This is a genomic window from Pigmentiphaga sp. CHJ604 (assembly GCF_036972535.1).
Taxonomy (GTDB): Bacteria; Pseudomonadota; Gammaproteobacteria; order Burkholderiales; family Burkholderiaceae_B; genus Pigmentiphaga; species Pigmentiphaga daeguensis.
Window position 1 is genome coordinate 662,070 of record NZ_CP136998.1, and the last position, 17,447, is coordinate 679,516.

The following is a 17,447-nucleotide window of genomic DNA, read 5'->3' on the forward strand; positions in this document are numbered from 1 at the left end:
CGGCTCAGGCCGGCGACGGGCGTATCGGCGGGATCAAGGGGAGGGGCGGGGCGCGCGGCGGCGCCGCCCGGGTCAGTCCGGGACTTCCGACCAGCGCGGGGCGTCGCCCTGCTCGACGCGCGACAGGTTCACGCGGTATTCGTAGCGATCGGGCCGATAGAGCTCGTGCAGGATCTCGATGGGCCGCCCGGCGGTATCCCGGTAGATCCGCGTCAGGCTGATCAGCGCGCTGCCCATCTCGACCTGCAGGGCCTGGGCCGTGTCCTTGTCGGCCAGCGTGGCGCTGATCCACTGCTCGGCCTGGGTGGCCTTCACGCCCTGGCGCTCGAGCAGGATGGACACCGGCGTGTTGCGCAGTTCGTTGCGCTTGAGCAGGCTGGCCTCGGGTTCCGGCAGGTAGCAGGTGATGTGCGAGAAGGGCGACGTGGCGTCGCTGCGCACGCGCACGATGCGCAGGCCGGGTTCGCCCTGCTGCCTGTCGAGCAGCGGCGCGATGTTGGTCGGCAGCCCGACGCGCTCGAACGCCAGCAGCTTGACCTTGGTCGTTTCCTGGAAGTGGACGATGTTCTCGATCAGGCCGCTGAAGCCGGTCTTGCCGGGCGGGCGGACGGGCTTGCGGGCGAAGGTCCCCCGGCCGCGCTGGCGCGTGATCAGGCCGTCGGCCTCCAGGATGTTCATCGCCTTGCGCAGGGTCACGCGCGAAACCTGGAAGCGTTCGGCGAACTCGGCCTCGGTCGGCAGCGGCGTGTGCTCGTCGTAGCCGTGGTCCCGGATGTGCTGGAGCAGCAGCGTATAGACCCGGTAGTAGAGCGGGACGTAGTCGGCGATGCGATGCGAGGCGGCGGCGTCCTCGCTCTTTCTGGAGCGGGTGGGGTCGGTTCTGGTCACGGTGGGGCGGCACGGCGGCGCGCGCCGTCATGCCGGGTAGGTCGCTGGGGACTCGCGCCATCATAGCCAATTTGCCTTTCCGCCGCCGGGAGCCGGCTCAGCGCCGCACGAAGGGGTTGGGGATGTCGGTTTCCATGGACAGCCAGACGCTCTTGATCTCCATGTACTCGCGCATGCCGGCAATGCCGCATTCGCGTCCGACGCCGCTCATCTTGAAACCGCCGAACGGCGAGGTGACGCTGGTCGAGCGGTAGTTGTTGATACAGACCGTGCCGGCCCGCACCTTGCCCGCCATGCGTAGCGCGCGCGGCATGGAGGTGGTCCAGACGCCGGCCGCCAGGCCGAAGTCGACGTCGTTGGCGATGGCCACGGCTTCGTCTTCGTCCTGGAAGCGGATGACCGACAGAATGGGGCCGAAGACTTCTTCCTGCGCGATGCGCATGCGGTTGTCCACGTCCGCGAAGATGGTGGGCTGGAAGAACAGCCCGTCCGGGCACTCCGGCACGTGGGCGCGCTTGCCGCCCGCCACCAGCCGCGCGCCATCGGCCAGCGCCACCTGGACGTAGGATTCGATCTTGTCCAGCTGGGGAGCGGTGGAGATGGGCGCCACCTGGGTCTGCGGATCGGCCGGGTGGCCGAAGCGGGCGTTGCCGGCGATCTCGACCAGGCGTTCCAGGAAGCGGTCGTGGATGCCGTCCTGGAGCAGCAGGCGCGAGCCGGCCACGCAGGTCTGGCCCGAGGCGGCGAAGATGCCGGCCACGGCACCCTTCAAGGCCTGTTCGAAGTCGGCATCGTCGAACACGATGTTGGGCGACTTGCCGCCCAGCTCCAGCGTCACGCGCTTCATGCGCGAGGCGGCCTGCTCGTTGATGCGCTGGCCGGCCTCGGGGCCGCCGGTGAAGGCGATGCGCTGGACCAGCGGATGGTCCACCAGCGCGGCCCCGACCTCGGCGCCCAGGCCGGTCACGACGTTGACGACGCCGTCGGGCACGCCGGCGAGCTGGAACAGCTTCATGAGTTCGAGCAGCGAGGCCGACGTGAATTCCGAGGGCTTGAGCACGACCGTATTGCCGGCCGCCAGGGCGGGCGCGATCTTCATGCTGGCCAGCGGCAGCGGCGAGTTCCAGGGCGTGATGCAGGCGACCACGCCCAGTGGCTCGTAGACGGTGTAGTTGAACACGCCCGGCTTGTCGGTCGGGATGACGGTGCCTTCCATCTTGTCGGCCAGGCCGCCGTAGTAATAGTAGTAGTTGGCCATGTAGCGCATCTGCATGGACAGCTCCGCGCTGAGCTTGCCGTTGTCGCGTTGTTCCACGTGCGCCAGCCATTCCGCGTGCTCGGTGACCAGGTCGCCGATGCGGCGCAGCAGCGCGCCGCGCTGGCTGGCGTTCATGGCCGGCCACGCGCCCCGGGTGAAGGCGCGGTGCGCGGCCTGCACGGCCTTGTCCACGTCCTGCGCGGTGCCGCGGGCGATGCTGGCCCACTGGCGTCCGGTGACCGGATCGCTGGTGGCCAAGCGGGCGCCGTCGGCGCCCGTGAAACCGCCGTCGATGAATTGGGTGTAGACCAGGTGGCCCTGCGCGTCGGTGGCGGTGGGCGGAAGCTTGGGGAACTGCTGGGCGTAGGCCTGGGTGTCGGGACGTTGCATGGAAGGAATCGAAGTCGTGGAAAGCGAGGGTTGGGGTCAGGCGCCGCCGTCGAGCACGGCGGCGGCAAGCGCGAGCTCCTCCTCGTCGGCGTCGCGGGTGATGAGCACCAGCACGCCGGACAGGTCGCCGGGTACTTCGCCGTCCAGCGGCCGCGGCGGGCTGAAGACATGGCGCACGCCGTGGATGGCGTAGTGGGCGCCGTCTTCCATGAGCAGGATGCCCTTGACGCGCAGCAGCCGTTCGCCCAGCCGTGATTGCATGTAGTCGACCCAGGCGGCGTAGCGTGCCCAGTCGACCGGGCCATCGGCCCGGATCACATGAGAGGCGATGCCGTAGCGCAGGACGTGGGCGAGCCGCGTCCAGGCCCGCGGACGCTCCAGCCCGGACTGGCCCGGCGCGACGGTCCGGCGGTCCGCGGCCTGGAAGAGATCGGTCCGCTCTTGCAGGCCGTCGCGATCCGCGCGCAGGACCGGGGCGCCGGGCGCCTGCCGGCGCAGTTGCCCGGCCATGGCCGAGGCGGCCTCGGGCGCGACCTTGTCGGTCTTGGTCAGGACCACGAGGTCGGCCACCGCGAGCTGCGTGGCGGCGGTTTCGTATTCGTCCAGCGTGGCCGCGCCGTGCTCGGCATCGATGGTGGTGATCACGCCGGCCAGCCGCACGTGGCGCGCGATGGAGGCGTCGGAAGCCAGGGCGTTGATGAGCGGGGCCGGTTCGGCCAGCCCCGAGGTCTCGACCACGATGCGCGAGAACGCCGGAATCTCGCCGCGCAGCCGCCGGTAGTACAGCGACTCCAGCGTTTCCTGCAGCGAGTTGTTGCTGGCGCAGCACAGGCATCCCGAGTCCAGCAGCACGATGTCGTCCTCGCTGGACTGGCCGACCAGGACGTGGTCCAGGCCGACCTCGCCGAACTCGTTGATGACCACGGCGGTGTCGGCGAATTCGCGGCTGTGCACCAGCCGGGCGAGCAGGGTGGTCTTGCCGCTGCCCAGGAACCCGGTCAGCAGGTAGACCGGGATGGGGACGGCGGACGTGGCGGACGGCATGCCTGGTCCGCTCAGCCGGCCGAGCCGCCGCCCTGGCGCACCGGCAGCGTGGCCAGGTAGTCGCGGACCTCGCTCGAGGGAATCACGTCGGCGTACTTGCAGTTCAGGTCGAACAGGTTGATCGCGTGGCTGGCCTGGAAGCGGTCGAACGCCGTTTCTTCGGGAATGATCACCTTGAAGTTGTACGAGTAGGCGTCCACGGCGGTGGCGCGCAGGCAGCCCGACGAGGTGCAGCCGACCAGGATCAGCGTGTCGACGTCCAGGAAGTTCAGATGGCTCATGAAGGTCGTGCCGAAGAAGCACGACGGCTTGGTCTTGGTGATGCGGATGTCCTGCGGGCGCGGGGCCAGCGCCTCGACGGTCCGGGTGGCGTGGGTATCGGCCAGCACGGTCTTTTCCCCGCCGCGATGGTTCTTGCCGACCTGCACGCCGCTGTCGAGCAGGTCGGGGCGGCGGGCGCTTTCCGTGTAGAACACGGGGATGTTCTTCTCGCGCGCCAGTTCCAGCAGCGGCACCATGTGCGCGACGGCGTCCCAGGCTTCCTTGCCGCAATGGGTGCGGTACTGCTTGAGGCCTTCCAGGATGTCCTGCGGGGTATCGCCGCAGAAGTTGTACTGGACGTCGATGATGAACAGGGCGGGACGCGTGCCGAAGCCGCCGCGCTTGCCGTAGCCGGCCACGGCAAGGACCTGCTGGTCGCGTTCGGTCAGGAAGTCGTCCCAGATGCGTTTGGTTTGGCTCATGTCGTTTCCTTGGGGTATCAAAGGCGCCGCAGGTAGCGGCCGCCGGGCCGGCTGCGCGCTTCATCGGTGACCTTGCCGTCCAGGGCCACGGTGCGGCCCCGCACCAGCGTGCGCACCGGCCAGCCCTTGAGCGTCATGCCCTCGTAGGGCGAATAGTCGGCATAGGATTCGAGCGTGGCCGGGTCCACGGTCTTCTCCAGGTCCAGGTCGACCACCAGCAGGTCGGCATCCTTGCCGACCTCGATGCCGCCCTTGGACGGCATGTTGTAGTGCCGGGCCGAGTTGGCCGAGGCAACTTCCATCAGCCGCTCCAGCGGCACGCCGCGGCGGTGGTAGCCCTCGTGCAGCAGGATGGGCAGGATCATGCCGGTGCCCGGGAAGCCGTTGCTGGCGGCCCAGATATCCTTGTCCTTGGTGCTGCGCTTGCGCGGCACGTGGTCCGAGCCGATGGTGGTGACCGAGCCGTCCAGCACGCCTTCCCACATGGCGTCGACGTCGGCCTGGCCACGCACGGGCGGGTTGACCTTGGCATAGGTGCCGGCGGGACTCTCGTCCGTCAGGAACAGGTAGTGCGGGCAGGTTTCGACGTGGATGGGCGGGGCATTGCGGTTGCGCCGATGGCGCCGGACTTCGTCCAGGGCCTCGCCGCTGCTCAGGTGGACGATGTTGACGGCGGCGCCGGTCTTGGACGCGAAGTAGCACACGCGGTGCACGTTCTCGGCTTCCAGGAAGTCGGGGCTCTGCTCGTTCCACGCCCTCAGGTCGTCGCGCCCGGCGGCGCGCAGCGGATCGCGCAGCAGCGGAATCACTTCCACGTTCTCGCAGTGCACGCCCAGGATCGCGCCCGGGATGCGCGCGGTCTCGCGCAGCGCGGCGAACAACAGGCCGTCGTCGATGTCGGTGAAGCCCTGGGCCAGGCCGGCGGCGCCCTTGTACATCATGTAGAGCTTGTAGGACGAGACGCCGAAGCGCTCGGAGATTTCCTTCAGCGTCTCGACGTGCAGGTGGCTGGTCAGCCCGAAGTGGAAGCCGAAGTCGATGCAGCTTTGCGCCAGTGCCCGGTCGTGGGCCGCCTGGAACGACTCGCGGATGTCGCGCGAGCGATGGAACGACAGGACCGAGGTGGTGCCGCCCAGGGCCGCCGTGCGCGACTCGGTCTCGAAGTCGGTCTCGGGCGAGCCGAAGCCGAAATGCACGTGCGGGTCGATGACGCCCGGCAGCACGCACAGGCCCTGGCAGTCGACGGTCTCGTCCGCCGCCAGCTGCGCGCCGGGTTCGGCGATGACGGCGATGCGCCCTTGGCTGATGCCGATCTGGCCGGGCGTCAGGCCGCGCTGCGGCAGCAGGATCCTGGCGTTGGCCAGGACGAGGTCCAGGTTCATGGTTGCGTTTCCTCGTTGAAGTCCGGGGTGGTGTCCTTGGGGGCCAGGCAGGCGCGGAGGACGCTGGCCGGGATGCCGCCGTCCTGCATCAGCTGGCGTTCGGCCTGGGTCAGGACCTGGGCCTGCGCCTGGAAGCGGATGATGCCGTCGGGGCCGACGGCTTCCACCGTGATCGGGGTGCCGTCCATGACGCCGCGGGCCAGCCCCTGGAAGCTGAAGCTTTCGGCGCCGGTCAGGCCCAGCTGGCGCCATCCCTGTCCGGGCAGGAAGGACAGGGGCAGCACGCCCATGCCCACCAGGTTGGCGCGGTGGATGCGTTCGAAGGACTCGGCCAGCACGGCCTTCACGCCCAGCAGCGCGGAGCCCTTGGCGGCCCAGTCGCGGCTGCTGCCGGTGCCGTATTCCTTGCCGGCCAGGATCAGGGTGGCGATGCCGTCCTGGCGGTAGGCGCGGGCCGCGTCGAAGATGGTGCAGGGGGTGTGCCCGGGAAAGTGGATGGTGACGCCGCCTTCGGTGCCGGGCACGAGCAGGTTCTTGATGCGGATGTTGGCGAAGGTGGCGCGAGCCATGATCTCGTGGTTGCCGCGCCGCGCCACGTAGGTGTTGAAGTCGGCCGGCGCCACGCCGGCCTGGGTCAGGTAGCGGCCGGCGGGCGTGTCGGCGGGGATCTCGCCGCCGGGGGAAATGTGGTCGGTGGTGAGCGAATCGCCGAAGGCGGCCAGCACGCGGGCGCCTTGCAGCTCGCGTTCCAACTGGTCCAGGCCTTTCGCGGCGCCGGCCTGGCGGAAGAAAGGAGGTTCGACCAGGTAGTGCGACTGGCGGTCCCAGGGAAAGAGCGGGCCGGTGGGCGCTTCCAGCGTGTCCCACAGCGAGCCGCCGGCGGCGCGGGCCTCGTAGGTGTCGACGAAGATCTCGCGCCGTGTGGCGACCGGCATGGCCTGCGCGATTTCCTCGGGGGTCGGCCACAGGTCGCGCAGGTAGACGGGAACGCCGGCCGGATCGGTGGCGATGGGGTCGCGCGTCAGGTCGACGTCGATGCGGCCGGCCAGCGCGTACAGGACCACCAGCGGCGGCGCGCCGATGTAGTTGGCGCGGATGAGCTTGTGGATGCGGCCTTCGAAGTTGCGATTGCCCGACAGCACCGCCGCCGCGACCAGGCCGCGCTGTTCGATTTCGCGCGCGGCTTCGGGAACGAGCGGGCCGGATTTGCCGCCGCAGGTGGTGCAGCCGTAGCCGATCAGGTGGAAGCCGAGTGCGGCCAGCGGCGCCAGCAGCCCCGCCTCTTCCAGGTAGCGCGTGACGGTACGCGAACCGGGCGCGAGCGAACGCTTCACCCATGCCGGGGGCTGGAGGCCGCGCGCGACCGCCTTGCGGGCGACGATGCCGGCCGCCAGCATGACGACGGGATTGGAGGTGTTGGTGCACGAGGTGATGGCGGCCAGTGCGAGGCTGCCGTGGTCCATCGTGCCGGCGCCGGAGGCCGGCGCGGCGGCGAAGCCTCCGTCGGCCAGCGCGCGCGGCAGGCGGGCCCGGAAGTCTTCCGCGATGCGCGACAGCGGCAGGCGGTCCTGGGGCCGGCGCGGTCCCGCCATGGCGGGCAGCACGGTATCGAGGTCGATCTCGACGACCTGGCTGTAGGCCGGGACGGCGGCATCGGCGTCCCGGAACAGGTGGTTGGCCCGCGCATAGGCCTCGACCAGCGCGACCTGTTCCTCGGGGCGGCCGGTGGCGCGCAGGTAGGACAGGGTCTGGTCGTCGATGGGGAAGTAGCCGCAGGTCGCGCCGTATTCGGGCGCCATGTTGGCGATGGTGGCGCGCTCGGGCACCGTGAGCCCGGCCACCGCGGGGCCGAAGAATTCGACCGCGCAGGCGGTGACCCCGGCGCGACGCAGCGTTTCGGTGATGAGCAGCGCGGCGTCGGTGGTCAGCGCCGGGGGAGGGATGCGGCCGTGCAGGCGCACGCCCACCACGCGGGGCACCGGGAAGGTGTAGGCCTGGCCGAGCAGCGCCGCTTCGGCGTCGATGCCGCCCACGCCCCAGCCCAGCACGCCCAGCGCGTTGACCATGGGTGTGTGGGAGTCGCCGCCGATGACGAAGTCCGGATGCGCCCAGGTGCCGTCGGGACGCTCGGCGCGGCAGACCACCGGGGCGATGTGTTCCAGGTTGACCTGGTGAATGATGCCCGTGCCCGGGGGGAATACGCGCAGGCCGGCATAGGCCTGCTGGGCCCACTTCAGGAAGCGGTAGCGTTCGGCGTTGCGCTGGAACTCGCGGGCGAGGTTGCGTTCGGCCGCGTCGCTGCCGCCCCAGTGGTCGACCTGCAGCGAGTGGTCGACGATCAGGTCCACCGGCACGCGCGCGTCCACGGTGGAAACGTCGCCGCCCCGGGCCGCGACGGCATCGCGCAGGGCCGCCAGGTCCTGCAGCGCCGGCAGGCCGCTGGAGTCGGGCAGGATCACGCGCGCCACGTGCAGCGGCAGGTCGGCGCCGATGTGGTCCTGCCAGTCGAGCAGGGCGCGCAGGTCGCCTTCGGCGACGGGCCGGCCCCATGCGCGGTTGCGCGCGAGATTCTCCAGCAGCACGCGCACGACGTAGGGATAGTCGACCAGCCGCTTGCCCGCCGCCTGCGCCACGGCGGCGAGGTCGGCGATGTGCAGCGTGGCGGATCGGAAGGAAAGCGTACGGATCATGGGCGGGGCGGCGAAAATGCTTGCGGCTTTGCTATGGTATGAATCTTATGAGCACCGTTTGTTAAATGTCAACACTTAGCGCCGATGGGGAGCTGGCGGTGTACGGTGGCCGCCTTGCGATAAACCATGGAGTCAGCTGATATTCTCTGTAAATATGGCTTGATTGATGGGCCGCTGTTCGGGGTGGAACGCATACTCCATGCAAACCCGGCCCATGCAAAAGAGTTGACACTTTTAAGACTGTTTTGATAATCTGTCGACACTATGGACGAATCAGCCGAGACCTTCATCAACAGGGAGGACGCGCAGGGGCCGCTGGCCGATGCGGTGTTCCAGCAGGTGCTGGACGCGATCTACCAGGGCCGGCTGGCGCCCGGCAGCGTCATCAACGAAGTGGCGCTGGCCCAGGAGTTCGGCGTGAGCCGCGGGCCGGTGCGCGAAGCGGTGCGCCGCCTGCAGGGCATCCAGCTGGTCACCCGCGAGCCCTACCAGAAGGCGCGGGTCGTCTCGCTATCGGCCGAGTCCGCGCTGGAGCTGTTCCAGATGCGCATGGCGCTGGAAGGCGTGGCCTGCAGCCTGGCCACCCAGCGCATGAGCGACGAGGAAGTGGCGCAATTGCTGGCCGAACTGGAGCAGGACAGGCAGCGCCAGCTGCGCAAGGAGCGGGGCGAGTCGTCCGGCCCCCGGGTATTCGATTTCCACGAGCGCATCGTGCGGGCCAGCGGCAACAACCGCATCATCCACGCGCTGTGCGAGGACCTTTATCACCTGCTGCGCGTGTACCGCCGGCATTCCGGGACCGTGCTCGAACGCAAGGAGGACGCCTATGCCGAGCACTGGCAGATCCTGCGCGCGATCAAGTCGCGCGATGCGGAACTGGCGGAGTCGCTGATGCGCTCGCATATCGAACGCGCGGCCCGGCACCTGTTCACCCATCTCGCGGACCGGGACGAATCCGACGCCGCCCGGAGGCGGGGAGGGCGGGCGGCCGGGACGGGCACCTGAAACACTGACCATTTCGGAGTCATCGCATGAACAGTCCCCGCAAGTTCCGGGAGTTGCTCAAGAACGAGGCGTTCATCGTCTCGCCCGGGGTGTACGACGGGTACAGCATCCGGCTGGTCGAGGCCGCCGGGTTCAAGACCGCCTGCACCAGCGGGGCCGCCATCTCGAACGCGCTGCTGGGCATCGCCGACATCGGCGTCATGGGATTGACCGAGAACGTCAACCATTGCCGCAACCTGGCCCGCTCGGTGTCCATTCCGCTGACGGCGGATGCCGACAACGGCTACGGCAATCCGGTGAACGTGTTCCATACGGTGCGGATGTTCGAGGAAGCCGGCGTGGCCGGCGTCAATCTCGAGGACCAGGTCAGTCCCAAGCGCTGTGGCCACATGCCCGGCAAGGACGTGGTCAGCCAGGCCGAGATGCTGAAGAAGATCGAGGCCGCCTGCCTGGCGCGCCGCGACGATGACTTCGTCATCATCGCCCGCACCGATGCGCTGGCCATCGAAGGCATCGAGGGCGCGGTGCGCCGAGCCAAGGCGTATGCGGCGGCCGGTGCCGACATGCTGTTTCCCGACGCGGTGCGCACCGAGGACGACATCAAGCGCATCGTCGATGCCGCCGGCATCCCGGTCACCGTCAACATGGGGTTCGGCATACGCAGCCGGCCCACGACGCCGCTGATCCCGCTGCCGCGCCTGAAGGCGCTGGGCGTCAAGCGCATCAGCCTGCCGCGCATGCTGCCGGCCGCCGCCATCCACGCCATGCAGCATGCGCTGCAGGCCATGCGCGGCGTGATGGAAAGCGGCGAGCCCGTCGATCGTCCCGACCTGCTGGTGGGCATCGAGGACATCATGAAGCTGATGGGCTACGAAGAAATGCGCGCGCTGGAGAAGCGCCTGACCACGCTGGCCGAATAGCCGCCGCGTTCCCGATTCCCATTCCCTGCCTGCCCGTAGGGTGGGAACAGGTCCTACGCCACCCGGCTGTCGGGGAAATGCAGCGCGAAGGTGCTGCCCTGGCCAAGCTCGCTGGCGATCTCCAGTTCGGCGTCGTGCCGCATGGCGATGTGCTTGGTGATCGCCAGTCCGAGCCCCGTGCCGCCCGATTCGCGCGACCGGCTGCGATCCACGCGGTAGAAGCGCTCGGTCAGGCGGGGCAGATGGTGCGAGGCGATGCCTATGCCGGTGTCCTTCACGGAATAGCGGGCATCGCCGTCGGCGTCGCGCCGCCACCGCACCGTGATGTGGCCGCCCTCGGGCGTGTAGCGCACGGCATTGATCAGCAGGTTGGAGATGGCCGACGCGATTTCGGTACCGGTGCCCAGGATGTCCAGGCCTTCGTCGATCTCGCCGACGATCTCGTGGCGGCCGCCCGACAGGGCGCGGGCCTGGCTCAGGGCCGTCTCGATCAGCGCGGGCATGTTCACCGGCTGTGGATCGGTGGTGGGGGACGACTCCAGGGTGGACAGGGTCAGCAGGTCGGCCACGATGGCCTGCATGCGCTGGGCCTGGTCCAGCATCAGCTTCATGTACTGTTCGCGCTGCTCGTCGCTCAGCGCTTCGGTGGGCATGTCGCGCAGCGTTTCCAGGAAGCCCGACAGCACCGTCAGCGGCGTGCGCAGCTCGTGCGAGACGTTGGCGACGAAGTCGCGGCGGGTGGTCTCCAGCCGCTCGATCTGCGTCACGTCGCGCGTCAGCAGCATGCGCTGGTGCTTGTTGTAGGAAATGAGCTGCACCATCAGCAGGCGGTCGCCGCCGCCGGGGCTGCGCACCAGGCGCGGCGCGGGCCAGTCCTCCTGACGGGCGTAGTCCACGAACTCGGGGGCCCGCACCAGGTTCAGCAGGTTCTGGCCGCGGTCGGCCGGCAGGCGCAGGCCCAGGTGCTGGCGCGCGATGCGGTTGCACCAGTCGATGTGGAATTCCTTGTCCAGCGTGACCAGTCCGTCGGGCAGCGCCTGGGCGGCGGCGAAGAAGCCCTGCACGTTCCCTTCCAGCATCGCCAGCTGGCGTTCCTGGTTGCGCAGGTGCCGGTAGATGCGGGCCAGGGCCTCGTCCCACGAGCCGGCCGAGGGCGGCGGTGGCCGCTGCAGGTCATTGGTCCAGCGCGTGACGCGCGAGAGCTGCCAGATGTGCCAGACCAGCAGCGTGCCCAGGCCGAAACTGAAGACGGCCCAGCCGAAGCGGCCCGTGATCGGCCGCGTGAGGGCCGCCAGGCCGGCCCACAAGAGGACGACGATGAGGTTGCGTATCCAGACCATGGAGCGGATTGTCGCATTGCCCGGAGCCCGGACTCTGCCGTCTTGTATGTTTTTCGTATGAGTTTGCCAGGGCACGGCGGATCTGGCTTGCCGGTCCGCAAGTAGAGCCCCGCGGGCCCCGGCCCCCTCGGGGGGCCGCCGCATAGCGGCTGGGGGGCTCCCCATGCCGGGCGCGCGTCACGCGCAGGGGGTTATTGGCCTACAGGATGCGCCGTGAACCGGTAGCCGCTGCCGCGCACGGTCTCCACGTGCCCGTCGTGCTTGCTGGGCTCCAGCGCTTTGCGCAGGCGCCGGATGTGCACGTCCACCGTGCGCTCTTCGACGAAGACGTGGTCGCCCCACACCTGGTCCAGCAGTTGCGAGCGCGAGAACACGCGCTCGGGGTGGGTCATGAAGAAGTGCAGCAGGCGGAACTCGGTGGGACCGATGTTCAGGGTCACGCCGTTGCCGTTGAGCCGGTGGGTGACCGGATCCAGGCGCAGCCCGGCGACGTCGATCAGGTCGTCGGTGAGCTGGGGCGCGCGGCGCCGCAGGACGGCCTTGATGCGGGCCATCAGCTCCTTGGGCGAGAACGGCTTGGTGATGTAGTCATCGGCGCCCGCCTCCAGGCCGTCGACCTTGTCCTGCTCGGCGCCCTTGGCCGTGAGCATGATGATCGGAACGGCCTTGGTACGCTCTTCCGTCCGCAGCTTGCGGGCCAGCGATACGCCCGAGGTGCCGGGCAGCATCCAATCGAGCAGGATCAGGTCGGGGAGTTCGGCCCGGATCAGGGTCTGGGCCTGTTCGGCATCGGCCGCGCGCAGGACCTTGTGGCCCGCGAAGGACAGGTTGACCGAGACCAGCTCCTGGATGGCCGGTTCGTCTTCGACGACTAAAATAGTGCTGGACATGGGTATGCCGGTTGGGTTGCTGAAGCATGTCCATAGTATGGCGGTATTGTTTCAGGTATGTGACATGATCCGGCTCCCGGCGGGGCCCCGGCGCGGCGGCGGCCCCCATCGGCTACCATGGAGTCCTTACGCGAGAACAACATGGCCGGCCTGGACAAGAATACCCCTCTTCCCACCAACATCGTCGTGCATCGGCAGTCCAGGACGCTGGAGGTCGCGTTCGACGACGGCAGCAGCTTCCGCCTGCCCTTCGAACTGCTGCGCGTCTACAGCCCCTCCGCCGAGGTCCGGGGCCACGGGCCGGGCCAGGAGACGCTGCAGGTGGGCAAGCGCGACGTGGACCTCGTGTCCCTGGAGCCGGTGGGCAACTACGCGGTCCAGCCCACGTTCTCCGACGGGCATTCGACCGGGATCTACTCTTGGGACATCCTTTATGCGCTGGGCCGCGACCAGGACCGCCTGTGGGCGGAGTACCTCGCCGCCCTGGAGGCGGCGGGCGCATCGCGGGACCCCGAGCCCCGGGACGGAATGGCAACAACCGAAGTACGCCGTGAAGGTAAGCAATGAGCGATAAGCAGCACTCCCCCGCGCCGGCCGGCGACACCACGCCGCCGGGCACGACCCATTTCGGCTTCCAGCAGGTGGCCGAGGCGGACAAGGCGCGCAAGGTGGCCGAGGTCTTCCATTCGGTGGCCGCGCGCTACGACGTGATGAACGACCTGATGTCCGGCGGCCTGCACCGGGCCTGGAAGGTCTTCACCGTGGCCCGCGCCGGCGTGCGCCCGGGCATGAAGGTGCTGGACATCGCGGGCGGCACCGGCGACCTGGCCAAGGCCTTCGCCCGGCGCGCCGGGCCCACCGGCGAGGTCTGGCTGACCGACATCAACGATTCCATGCTGCGGGTGGGCCGTGACCGGATGCTGGACGCGGGGCTGATGCTGCCGACCGCCGTCTGCGACGCCGAGAAGCTCCCTTTCCCCGACGGTTATTTCGACCGCGTCTCGGTGGCGTTCGGGCTGCGCAACATGACCCACAAGGACCGGGCCCTGGCCGAGATGACGCGGGTGCTGCGCCCCGGCGGCAAGCTGCTGGTGCTGGAGTTCTCCCGGGTCGCCAAGCCGCTGCGGGCGGCCTACGACTGGTATTCGTTCAACATCCTGCCCTGGCTGGGGCGCAAGGTGGCCCAGGACGAGGCCAGCTACCGCTACCTGGCCGAATCCATACGCATGCACCCGGACCAGGACACCCTGGCCGGCATGCTGGAACAGGCGGGCCTGGCGCGTGTCCAATATTTCAATCTGACCGCCGGGGTGGTCGCCCTGCACGAGGGCGTGCGGCTGTAGCGCCCGCTGTTTCAAATTCCTTCACGAATCCGGGGCGTTCCGACTGGCGATTTGCGCCATAGTCCGTTAAATTTCAGCTTATTGTCAGGAAAGGCTGCTACGACCGCCCGTCTGCGGGGACGTCGCGGCGCCGGGCATCCCGACCTGGCAGCAATGGCGTCCGCGCTGCCCGGCAAATCCGGCATCGGGGCCGGCAGGGCGGCGCCACGACATTGATTACAGGAGAATCCACACAATGTCCCGACGATTTTTTTCCAGGTTCATCCCGGCGCTGGTCATCGCCGTATCGACCGTGGCCATGCTGGGCGTCTCGCATGACGCCCTGGCCAAGCGCCTGGGCGGAGGCGGCAGCATGGGCCGCCAGTCCAGCAACGTGACGCAGCGGCAGGCCACGCCGCCCGCGCGTACGCCCCAGCAGAACCAGCAGGCCGCGCCGTCGGCGGCGCCTGCAGCCGCGGGGGCCGCCGCTGGCGCCACCGCCGCGCGCAGCGGCATGTCGCGCTGGCTGGGCCCCATCGCCGGCATCGCCGCCGGCCTGGGCCTGGCGGCGCTGCTGTCGCACCTGGGCCTGGGCGCGGCCGCGGCCGAGTTCATCGGCAGCCTGCTGCTCATCGCGCTGGCCGTCTTTGCCGTGCTGTTCATCGTTCGCCGGCTGCGCGGCGTCGGTCAGCAGCCGGCGCTCCAGGGCGCGGGCAACAGCCGCTTCCAGCAGCGCAACGACCCGCCTGCCACCATGGCGCGCGAATCGGTGGCGCCGGTGAACGCCGCGCCGGCGGCCGCGCCTGCCGCCTCCGCGGCGGCCACGGGTGCCGCGCCCACCGGCGAGTGGGGCATTCCCAGCGATTTCGACACCGCGAATTTCCTCAGCCACGCCAAGAGCTACTTCGTGAAGCTGCAAGGTGTCTGGGACCGCGGCGACGTGAACGAACTGCGCGACCTGGTCACCGACGACCTGCTGGCCGAACTCAGCCAGCAGATCGGCCAGCGCCAGGGGCAGAACGTGACCGAGGTAGTGCTGCTGAACGCCGAACTGCTCGGCATCGAGACCGTCTCCGACGGCCACCTCGCCAGCGTCCGCTTCTCCGGCATGCTGCGCGAGGCCCCCGGCACCGAGGCGTTCCGCTTCGAGGAAGTCTGGAACCTGTTCAAGCCCAACGACGGCGGTTGGCTGCTCGCGGGCGTGCAGCAGATCCCGGTGCAGGAGCACAACCGGTAACGCGCCGGCGCGCCACCCGGTAAACTTGCGGGGTCGAACCCCGTGGAACGCCCGTCCTCGGACGGGCGTTTTTCATTGGCAGGCCGGATTGCCGGTCGATTCTCCCTACAGGTTTCCGCCTTCCATCCTATGCCCGTGTCCCTGCCGTACCCTTCCGCCGTCGCCATCCGGGCGCTCGACACGCTGCTGCTGCGCGAGCCCTGGGCCCGCGAGCGGCTGCGCCCGCATGCCGGCAAGACGGCTCGCCTGGCCGCCGGTGCCTTCAACGTGACGCTGACGATCACCCCGCAAGGCCTGGTCGAGGCCGCCGTCGCGGATGCCATGCCCGACGTGACCCTGACCGTCGATGGCGGCAGGCTGCCGGAACTGTTGTCGGGCGATGCCGCCCGCAGGATGGGGGCGGTGCGCATCGAGGGCGACGCGGCGCTGGCCCACGTGCTGGGCGACCTGGCGCGGGACCTGCGGTGGGACGTGGAGGAAGACCTGGCCGGGATCGTGGGCGACATTCCCGCCGCCCGCCTGGTCAGCACGGCGCGCGGCCTGGCGGGCGGGCTGCGCGCCGGCGCCTGGCGGCTGGCCGAGAACGTGGCGGAGTACCTGACCGAGGAAAGCGGCGCCGTCGCGTCCTCGCATGCCCTGCAAGCCTGGGGGGGCGAGGTGCGGCGCCTGCGCGACGACGCCGAGCGCGCGGGCAAGCGGGTCGAGCACCTGCGGGCCCGGCTGGCCCGGCTGGAAGCCCGCCTGGGCGCGGAGGGCTAGGCCATGTTCACCTTCCTGCGCCTGATCCGCATCATGTTCGTCAGCTTCCGCTACGGCCTGGACGAACTCGTGATCTCCGGCATCCAGCACCCCTGGACCGAGCGCCTGCTGGTCGTGATGAGGCTGGGCCGCAAGCTGCATGCGCCGCGCGGCGAGCGGCTGCGCCTGGCGCTGGAGACGCTCGGCCCCATCTTCGTCAAGTTCGGCCAGGTGCTGTCGACGCGGCGGGACCTGATTCCCGCGGACATCGCCGACGAACTGGCGCGCTTGCAGGACCGCGTGCCGCCATTCCCGTCCGAGGTGGCGATCGCCAGCATCCGCAAGGAGCTGGGCCGGCATCCGGACGAACTGTTCGCCAGCTTCGAGCGCGAGCCGGTGGCCTCGGCCTCGATTGCGCAGGTGCACTTCGCGGTGCTCAAGGACGGCCGCGACGTGGCGGTGAAGGTGCTGCGGCCCAACATGGCGCCGGTGATCGACAAGGACCTGCGGCTGTTGCGGGCGGCGGCCACGCTGATCGAGAAGATCTCGGCCGACGGACGGCGCCTGAAGCCGCGCGAGGTGGTGGCCGAGTTCGACAAATACCTGCACGATGAACTCGACCTGCTGCGCGAGGCGGCCAACTGCAGCCAGCTGCGCCGCAACTTCGCCCCGGGCGGGCCGCGCGGCGACCTGCTGATCGTGCCGGAAGTGATGTGGGACTATTGCTCGTCGTCCATCTTCACGATGGAGCGCATGCGCGGCATACCCGTCAACCACGCCGCGCGGCTGGTCGAGGCCGGCGTGGACCTGAAGAAGCTGGCGCGCGACGGGGTGGAGATCTGTTTCACCCAGATGTTCGCGGACGGCTTCTTCCACGCCGACATGCATCCGGGCAACATCTACGTGTCGGACGATCCGCGCACGCTGGGGCGCTACATCGCGCTCGATTTCGGCATCGTCGGATCGCTGTCCGAGTTCGACAAGAACTACCTGGCGCAGAACTTCCTGGCTTTCTTCCGGCGCGACTACCGCCAGGTCGCCCGCCTGCACATCGAGTCCGGCTGGGTGCCGCCCGGCACGCGCGAGGAAGAGCTGGAAGGGGCGATCCGCGCCTGCTGCGAGCCCTATTTCGACCGGCCGCTGGCCGAGATCTCGCTGGGGCAGGTGCTGCTGCGCCTGTTCCAGACTTCGCGCCGCTTCAACGTCGAGATCCAGCCGCAACTGGTGCTGCTGCAGAAGACCCTGCTCAACGTCGAAGGGCTGGGACGCGAACTGGATCCCTCGCTGGACCTCTGGAAGACGGCCAAGCCCTATCTCGAGCGCTGGATGAACGAGCGCGTTGGCTGGGCGGCGCTGCGCAACAACCTCCGGCGCGAGTCGCAGCAATGGGCGCAGATGCTGCCCGAGCTACCGCGCCTGGTGCACCATCAACTGGCCCGTCCGGATCGTTCCGCCGATACCCTGGCCGAGCTGCAGCGGCTGCGGGCCGCCCAACAGCAGACCAATCGCCTGATGGCGGTGATCGCGGCGGTGCTGGCGGTGGGCGTGGCCGTGGCGCTGTGGGCGGTCTCGAGGTAGCCCGGGGCCTGGTTCAGGATTT

General features: G+C 69.2%; 15 protein-coding genes. 7 read left to right on the plus strand and 8 right to left on the minus strand.

Going from position 1 to position 17,447, the window contains the following annotated elements; translation table 11 throughout:
• Positions 1 to 72: 72 nt before the first annotated feature.
• From R4823_RS03340 to acnA, 6 genes are all read right to left on the minus strand, one after another.
• Positions 73 to 888: a GntR family transcriptional regulator gene (locus tag R4823_RS03340; RefSeq protein ID WP_087841583.1), complete on the minus strand. Its 816-nt coding sequence runs from the start codon at positions 886 to 888 to the stop codon at positions 73 to 75.
• Positions 889 to 985: 97 nt separating this feature from the next.
• Positions 986 to 2,536: an aldehyde dehydrogenase gene (locus tag R4823_RS03345; protein ID WP_338617417.1), complete on the minus strand. Its 1,551-nt coding sequence runs from the start codon at positions 2,534 to 2,536 to the stop codon at positions 986 to 988.
• A gap of 36 nt (positions 2,537 to 2,572) precedes the next feature.
• Positions 2,573 to 3,580, minus strand: coding sequence for a GTP-binding protein (locus R4823_RS03350; protein WP_338617419.1), 1,008 nt, complete (start codon positions 3,578 to 3,580; stop codon positions 2,573 to 2,575).
• A gap of 11 nt (positions 3,581 to 3,591) precedes the next feature.
• Entirely contained in the window at positions 3,592 to 4,323 is a 732-nt protein-coding gene (locus R4823_RS03355; protein WP_087841586.1) for an isochorismatase family protein, read from the minus strand.
• A gap of 17 nt (positions 4,324 to 4,340) precedes the next feature.
• The gene (locus R4823_RS03360) at positions 4,341 to 5,705 is read right to left on the minus strand and encodes an amidohydrolase family protein (protein ID WP_338617423.1); all 1,365 of its coding nucleotides are present in this window, start codon (positions 5,703 to 5,705) and stop codon (positions 4,341 to 4,343) included.
• Positions 5,702 to 8,395 carry an aconitate hydratase AcnA gene (gene acnA / locus R4823_RS03365; protein WP_087841588.1) on the minus strand — a complete coding sequence of 898 codons (2,694 nt, stop codon included), beginning with the start codon at positions 8,393 to 8,395 and terminating at the stop codon, positions 5,702 to 5,704. The genes R4823_RS03360 and acnA overlap by 4 nt, the downstream gene beginning before the upstream one ends.
• A gap of 264 nt (positions 8,396 to 8,659) precedes the next feature.
• Between acnA and R4823_RS03370 the strand changes: the two genes are divergently transcribed.
• Together R4823_RS03370 and R4823_RS03375 are read left to right on the plus strand one after the other, a co-directional pair.
• The gene (locus tag R4823_RS03370) at positions 8,660 to 9,400 is read left to right on the plus strand and encodes a GntR family transcriptional regulator (RefSeq protein ID WP_087841589.1); all 741 of its coding nucleotides are present in this window, start codon (positions 8,660 to 8,662) and stop codon (positions 9,398 to 9,400) included.
• Between the two features lie 26 nt (positions 9,401 to 9,426).
• Complete coding sequence (locus R4823_RS03375) at positions 9,427 to 10,320, plus strand: isocitrate lyase/PEP mutase family protein (RefSeq protein ID WP_338617426.1); 894 nt, start codon at positions 9,427 to 9,429, stop codon at positions 10,318 to 10,320.
• A gap of 53 nt (positions 10,321 to 10,373) precedes the next feature.
• Here R4823_RS03375 and phoR read toward each other — a convergent pair whose 3' ends face one another.
• Together phoR and phoB are read right to left on the minus strand one after the other, a co-directional pair.
• Complete coding sequence (gene phoR / locus R4823_RS03380) at positions 10,374 to 11,660, minus strand: phosphate regulon sensor histidine kinase PhoR (RefSeq protein ID WP_132979103.1); 1,287 nt, start codon at positions 11,658 to 11,660, stop codon at positions 10,374 to 10,376.
• Positions 11,661 to 11,851: 191 nt separating this feature from the next.
• Positions 11,852 to 12,550: a phosphate regulon transcriptional regulator PhoB gene (gene phoB / locus R4823_RS03385; protein WP_087841592.1), complete on the minus strand. Its 699-nt coding sequence runs from the start codon at positions 12,548 to 12,550 to the stop codon at positions 11,852 to 11,854.
• A gap of 141 nt (positions 12,551 to 12,691) precedes the next feature.
• Here phoB and R4823_RS03390 point away from each other — a divergent pair, with 141 nt between their 5' ends.
• From R4823_RS03390 to ubiB, 5 genes are all read left to right on the plus strand, one after another.
• Positions 12,692 to 13,117, plus strand: a complete 426-nt coding sequence (locus tag R4823_RS03390) for a DUF971 domain-containing protein (RefSeq protein WP_087841593.1) — start codon at positions 12,692 to 12,694, stop codon at positions 13,115 to 13,117.
• The gene (ubiE, locus tag R4823_RS03395) at positions 13,114 to 13,893 is read left to right on the plus strand and encodes a bifunctional demethylmenaquinone methyltransferase/2-methoxy-6-polyprenyl-1,4-benzoquinol methylase UbiE (protein ID WP_132979102.1); all 780 of its coding nucleotides are present in this window, start codon (positions 13,114 to 13,116) and stop codon (positions 13,891 to 13,893) included. The genes R4823_RS03390 and ubiE overlap by 4 nt, the downstream gene beginning before the upstream one ends.
• A gap of 235 nt (positions 13,894 to 14,128) precedes the next feature.
• The gene (locus tag R4823_RS03400; protein WP_279814702.1) at positions 14,129 to 15,109 is read left to right on the plus strand and encodes a TIM44-like domain-containing protein; all 981 of its coding nucleotides are present in this window, start codon (positions 14,129 to 14,131) and stop codon (positions 15,107 to 15,109) included.
• 129 nt (positions 15,110 to 15,238) lie between these two features.
• The gene (locus R4823_RS03405; protein ID WP_087836770.1) at positions 15,239 to 15,868 is read left to right on the plus strand and encodes an SCP2 sterol-binding domain-containing protein; all 630 of its coding nucleotides are present in this window, start codon (positions 15,239 to 15,241) and stop codon (positions 15,866 to 15,868) included.
• 3 nt (positions 15,869 to 15,871) lie between these two features.
• Positions 15,872 to 17,425, plus strand: a complete 1,554-nt coding sequence (gene ubiB / locus R4823_RS03410; RefSeq protein ID WP_087836771.1) for a ubiquinone biosynthesis regulatory protein kinase UbiB — start codon at positions 15,872 to 15,874, stop codon at positions 17,423 to 17,425.
• Positions 17,426 to 17,447: the final 22 nt, after the last annotated feature.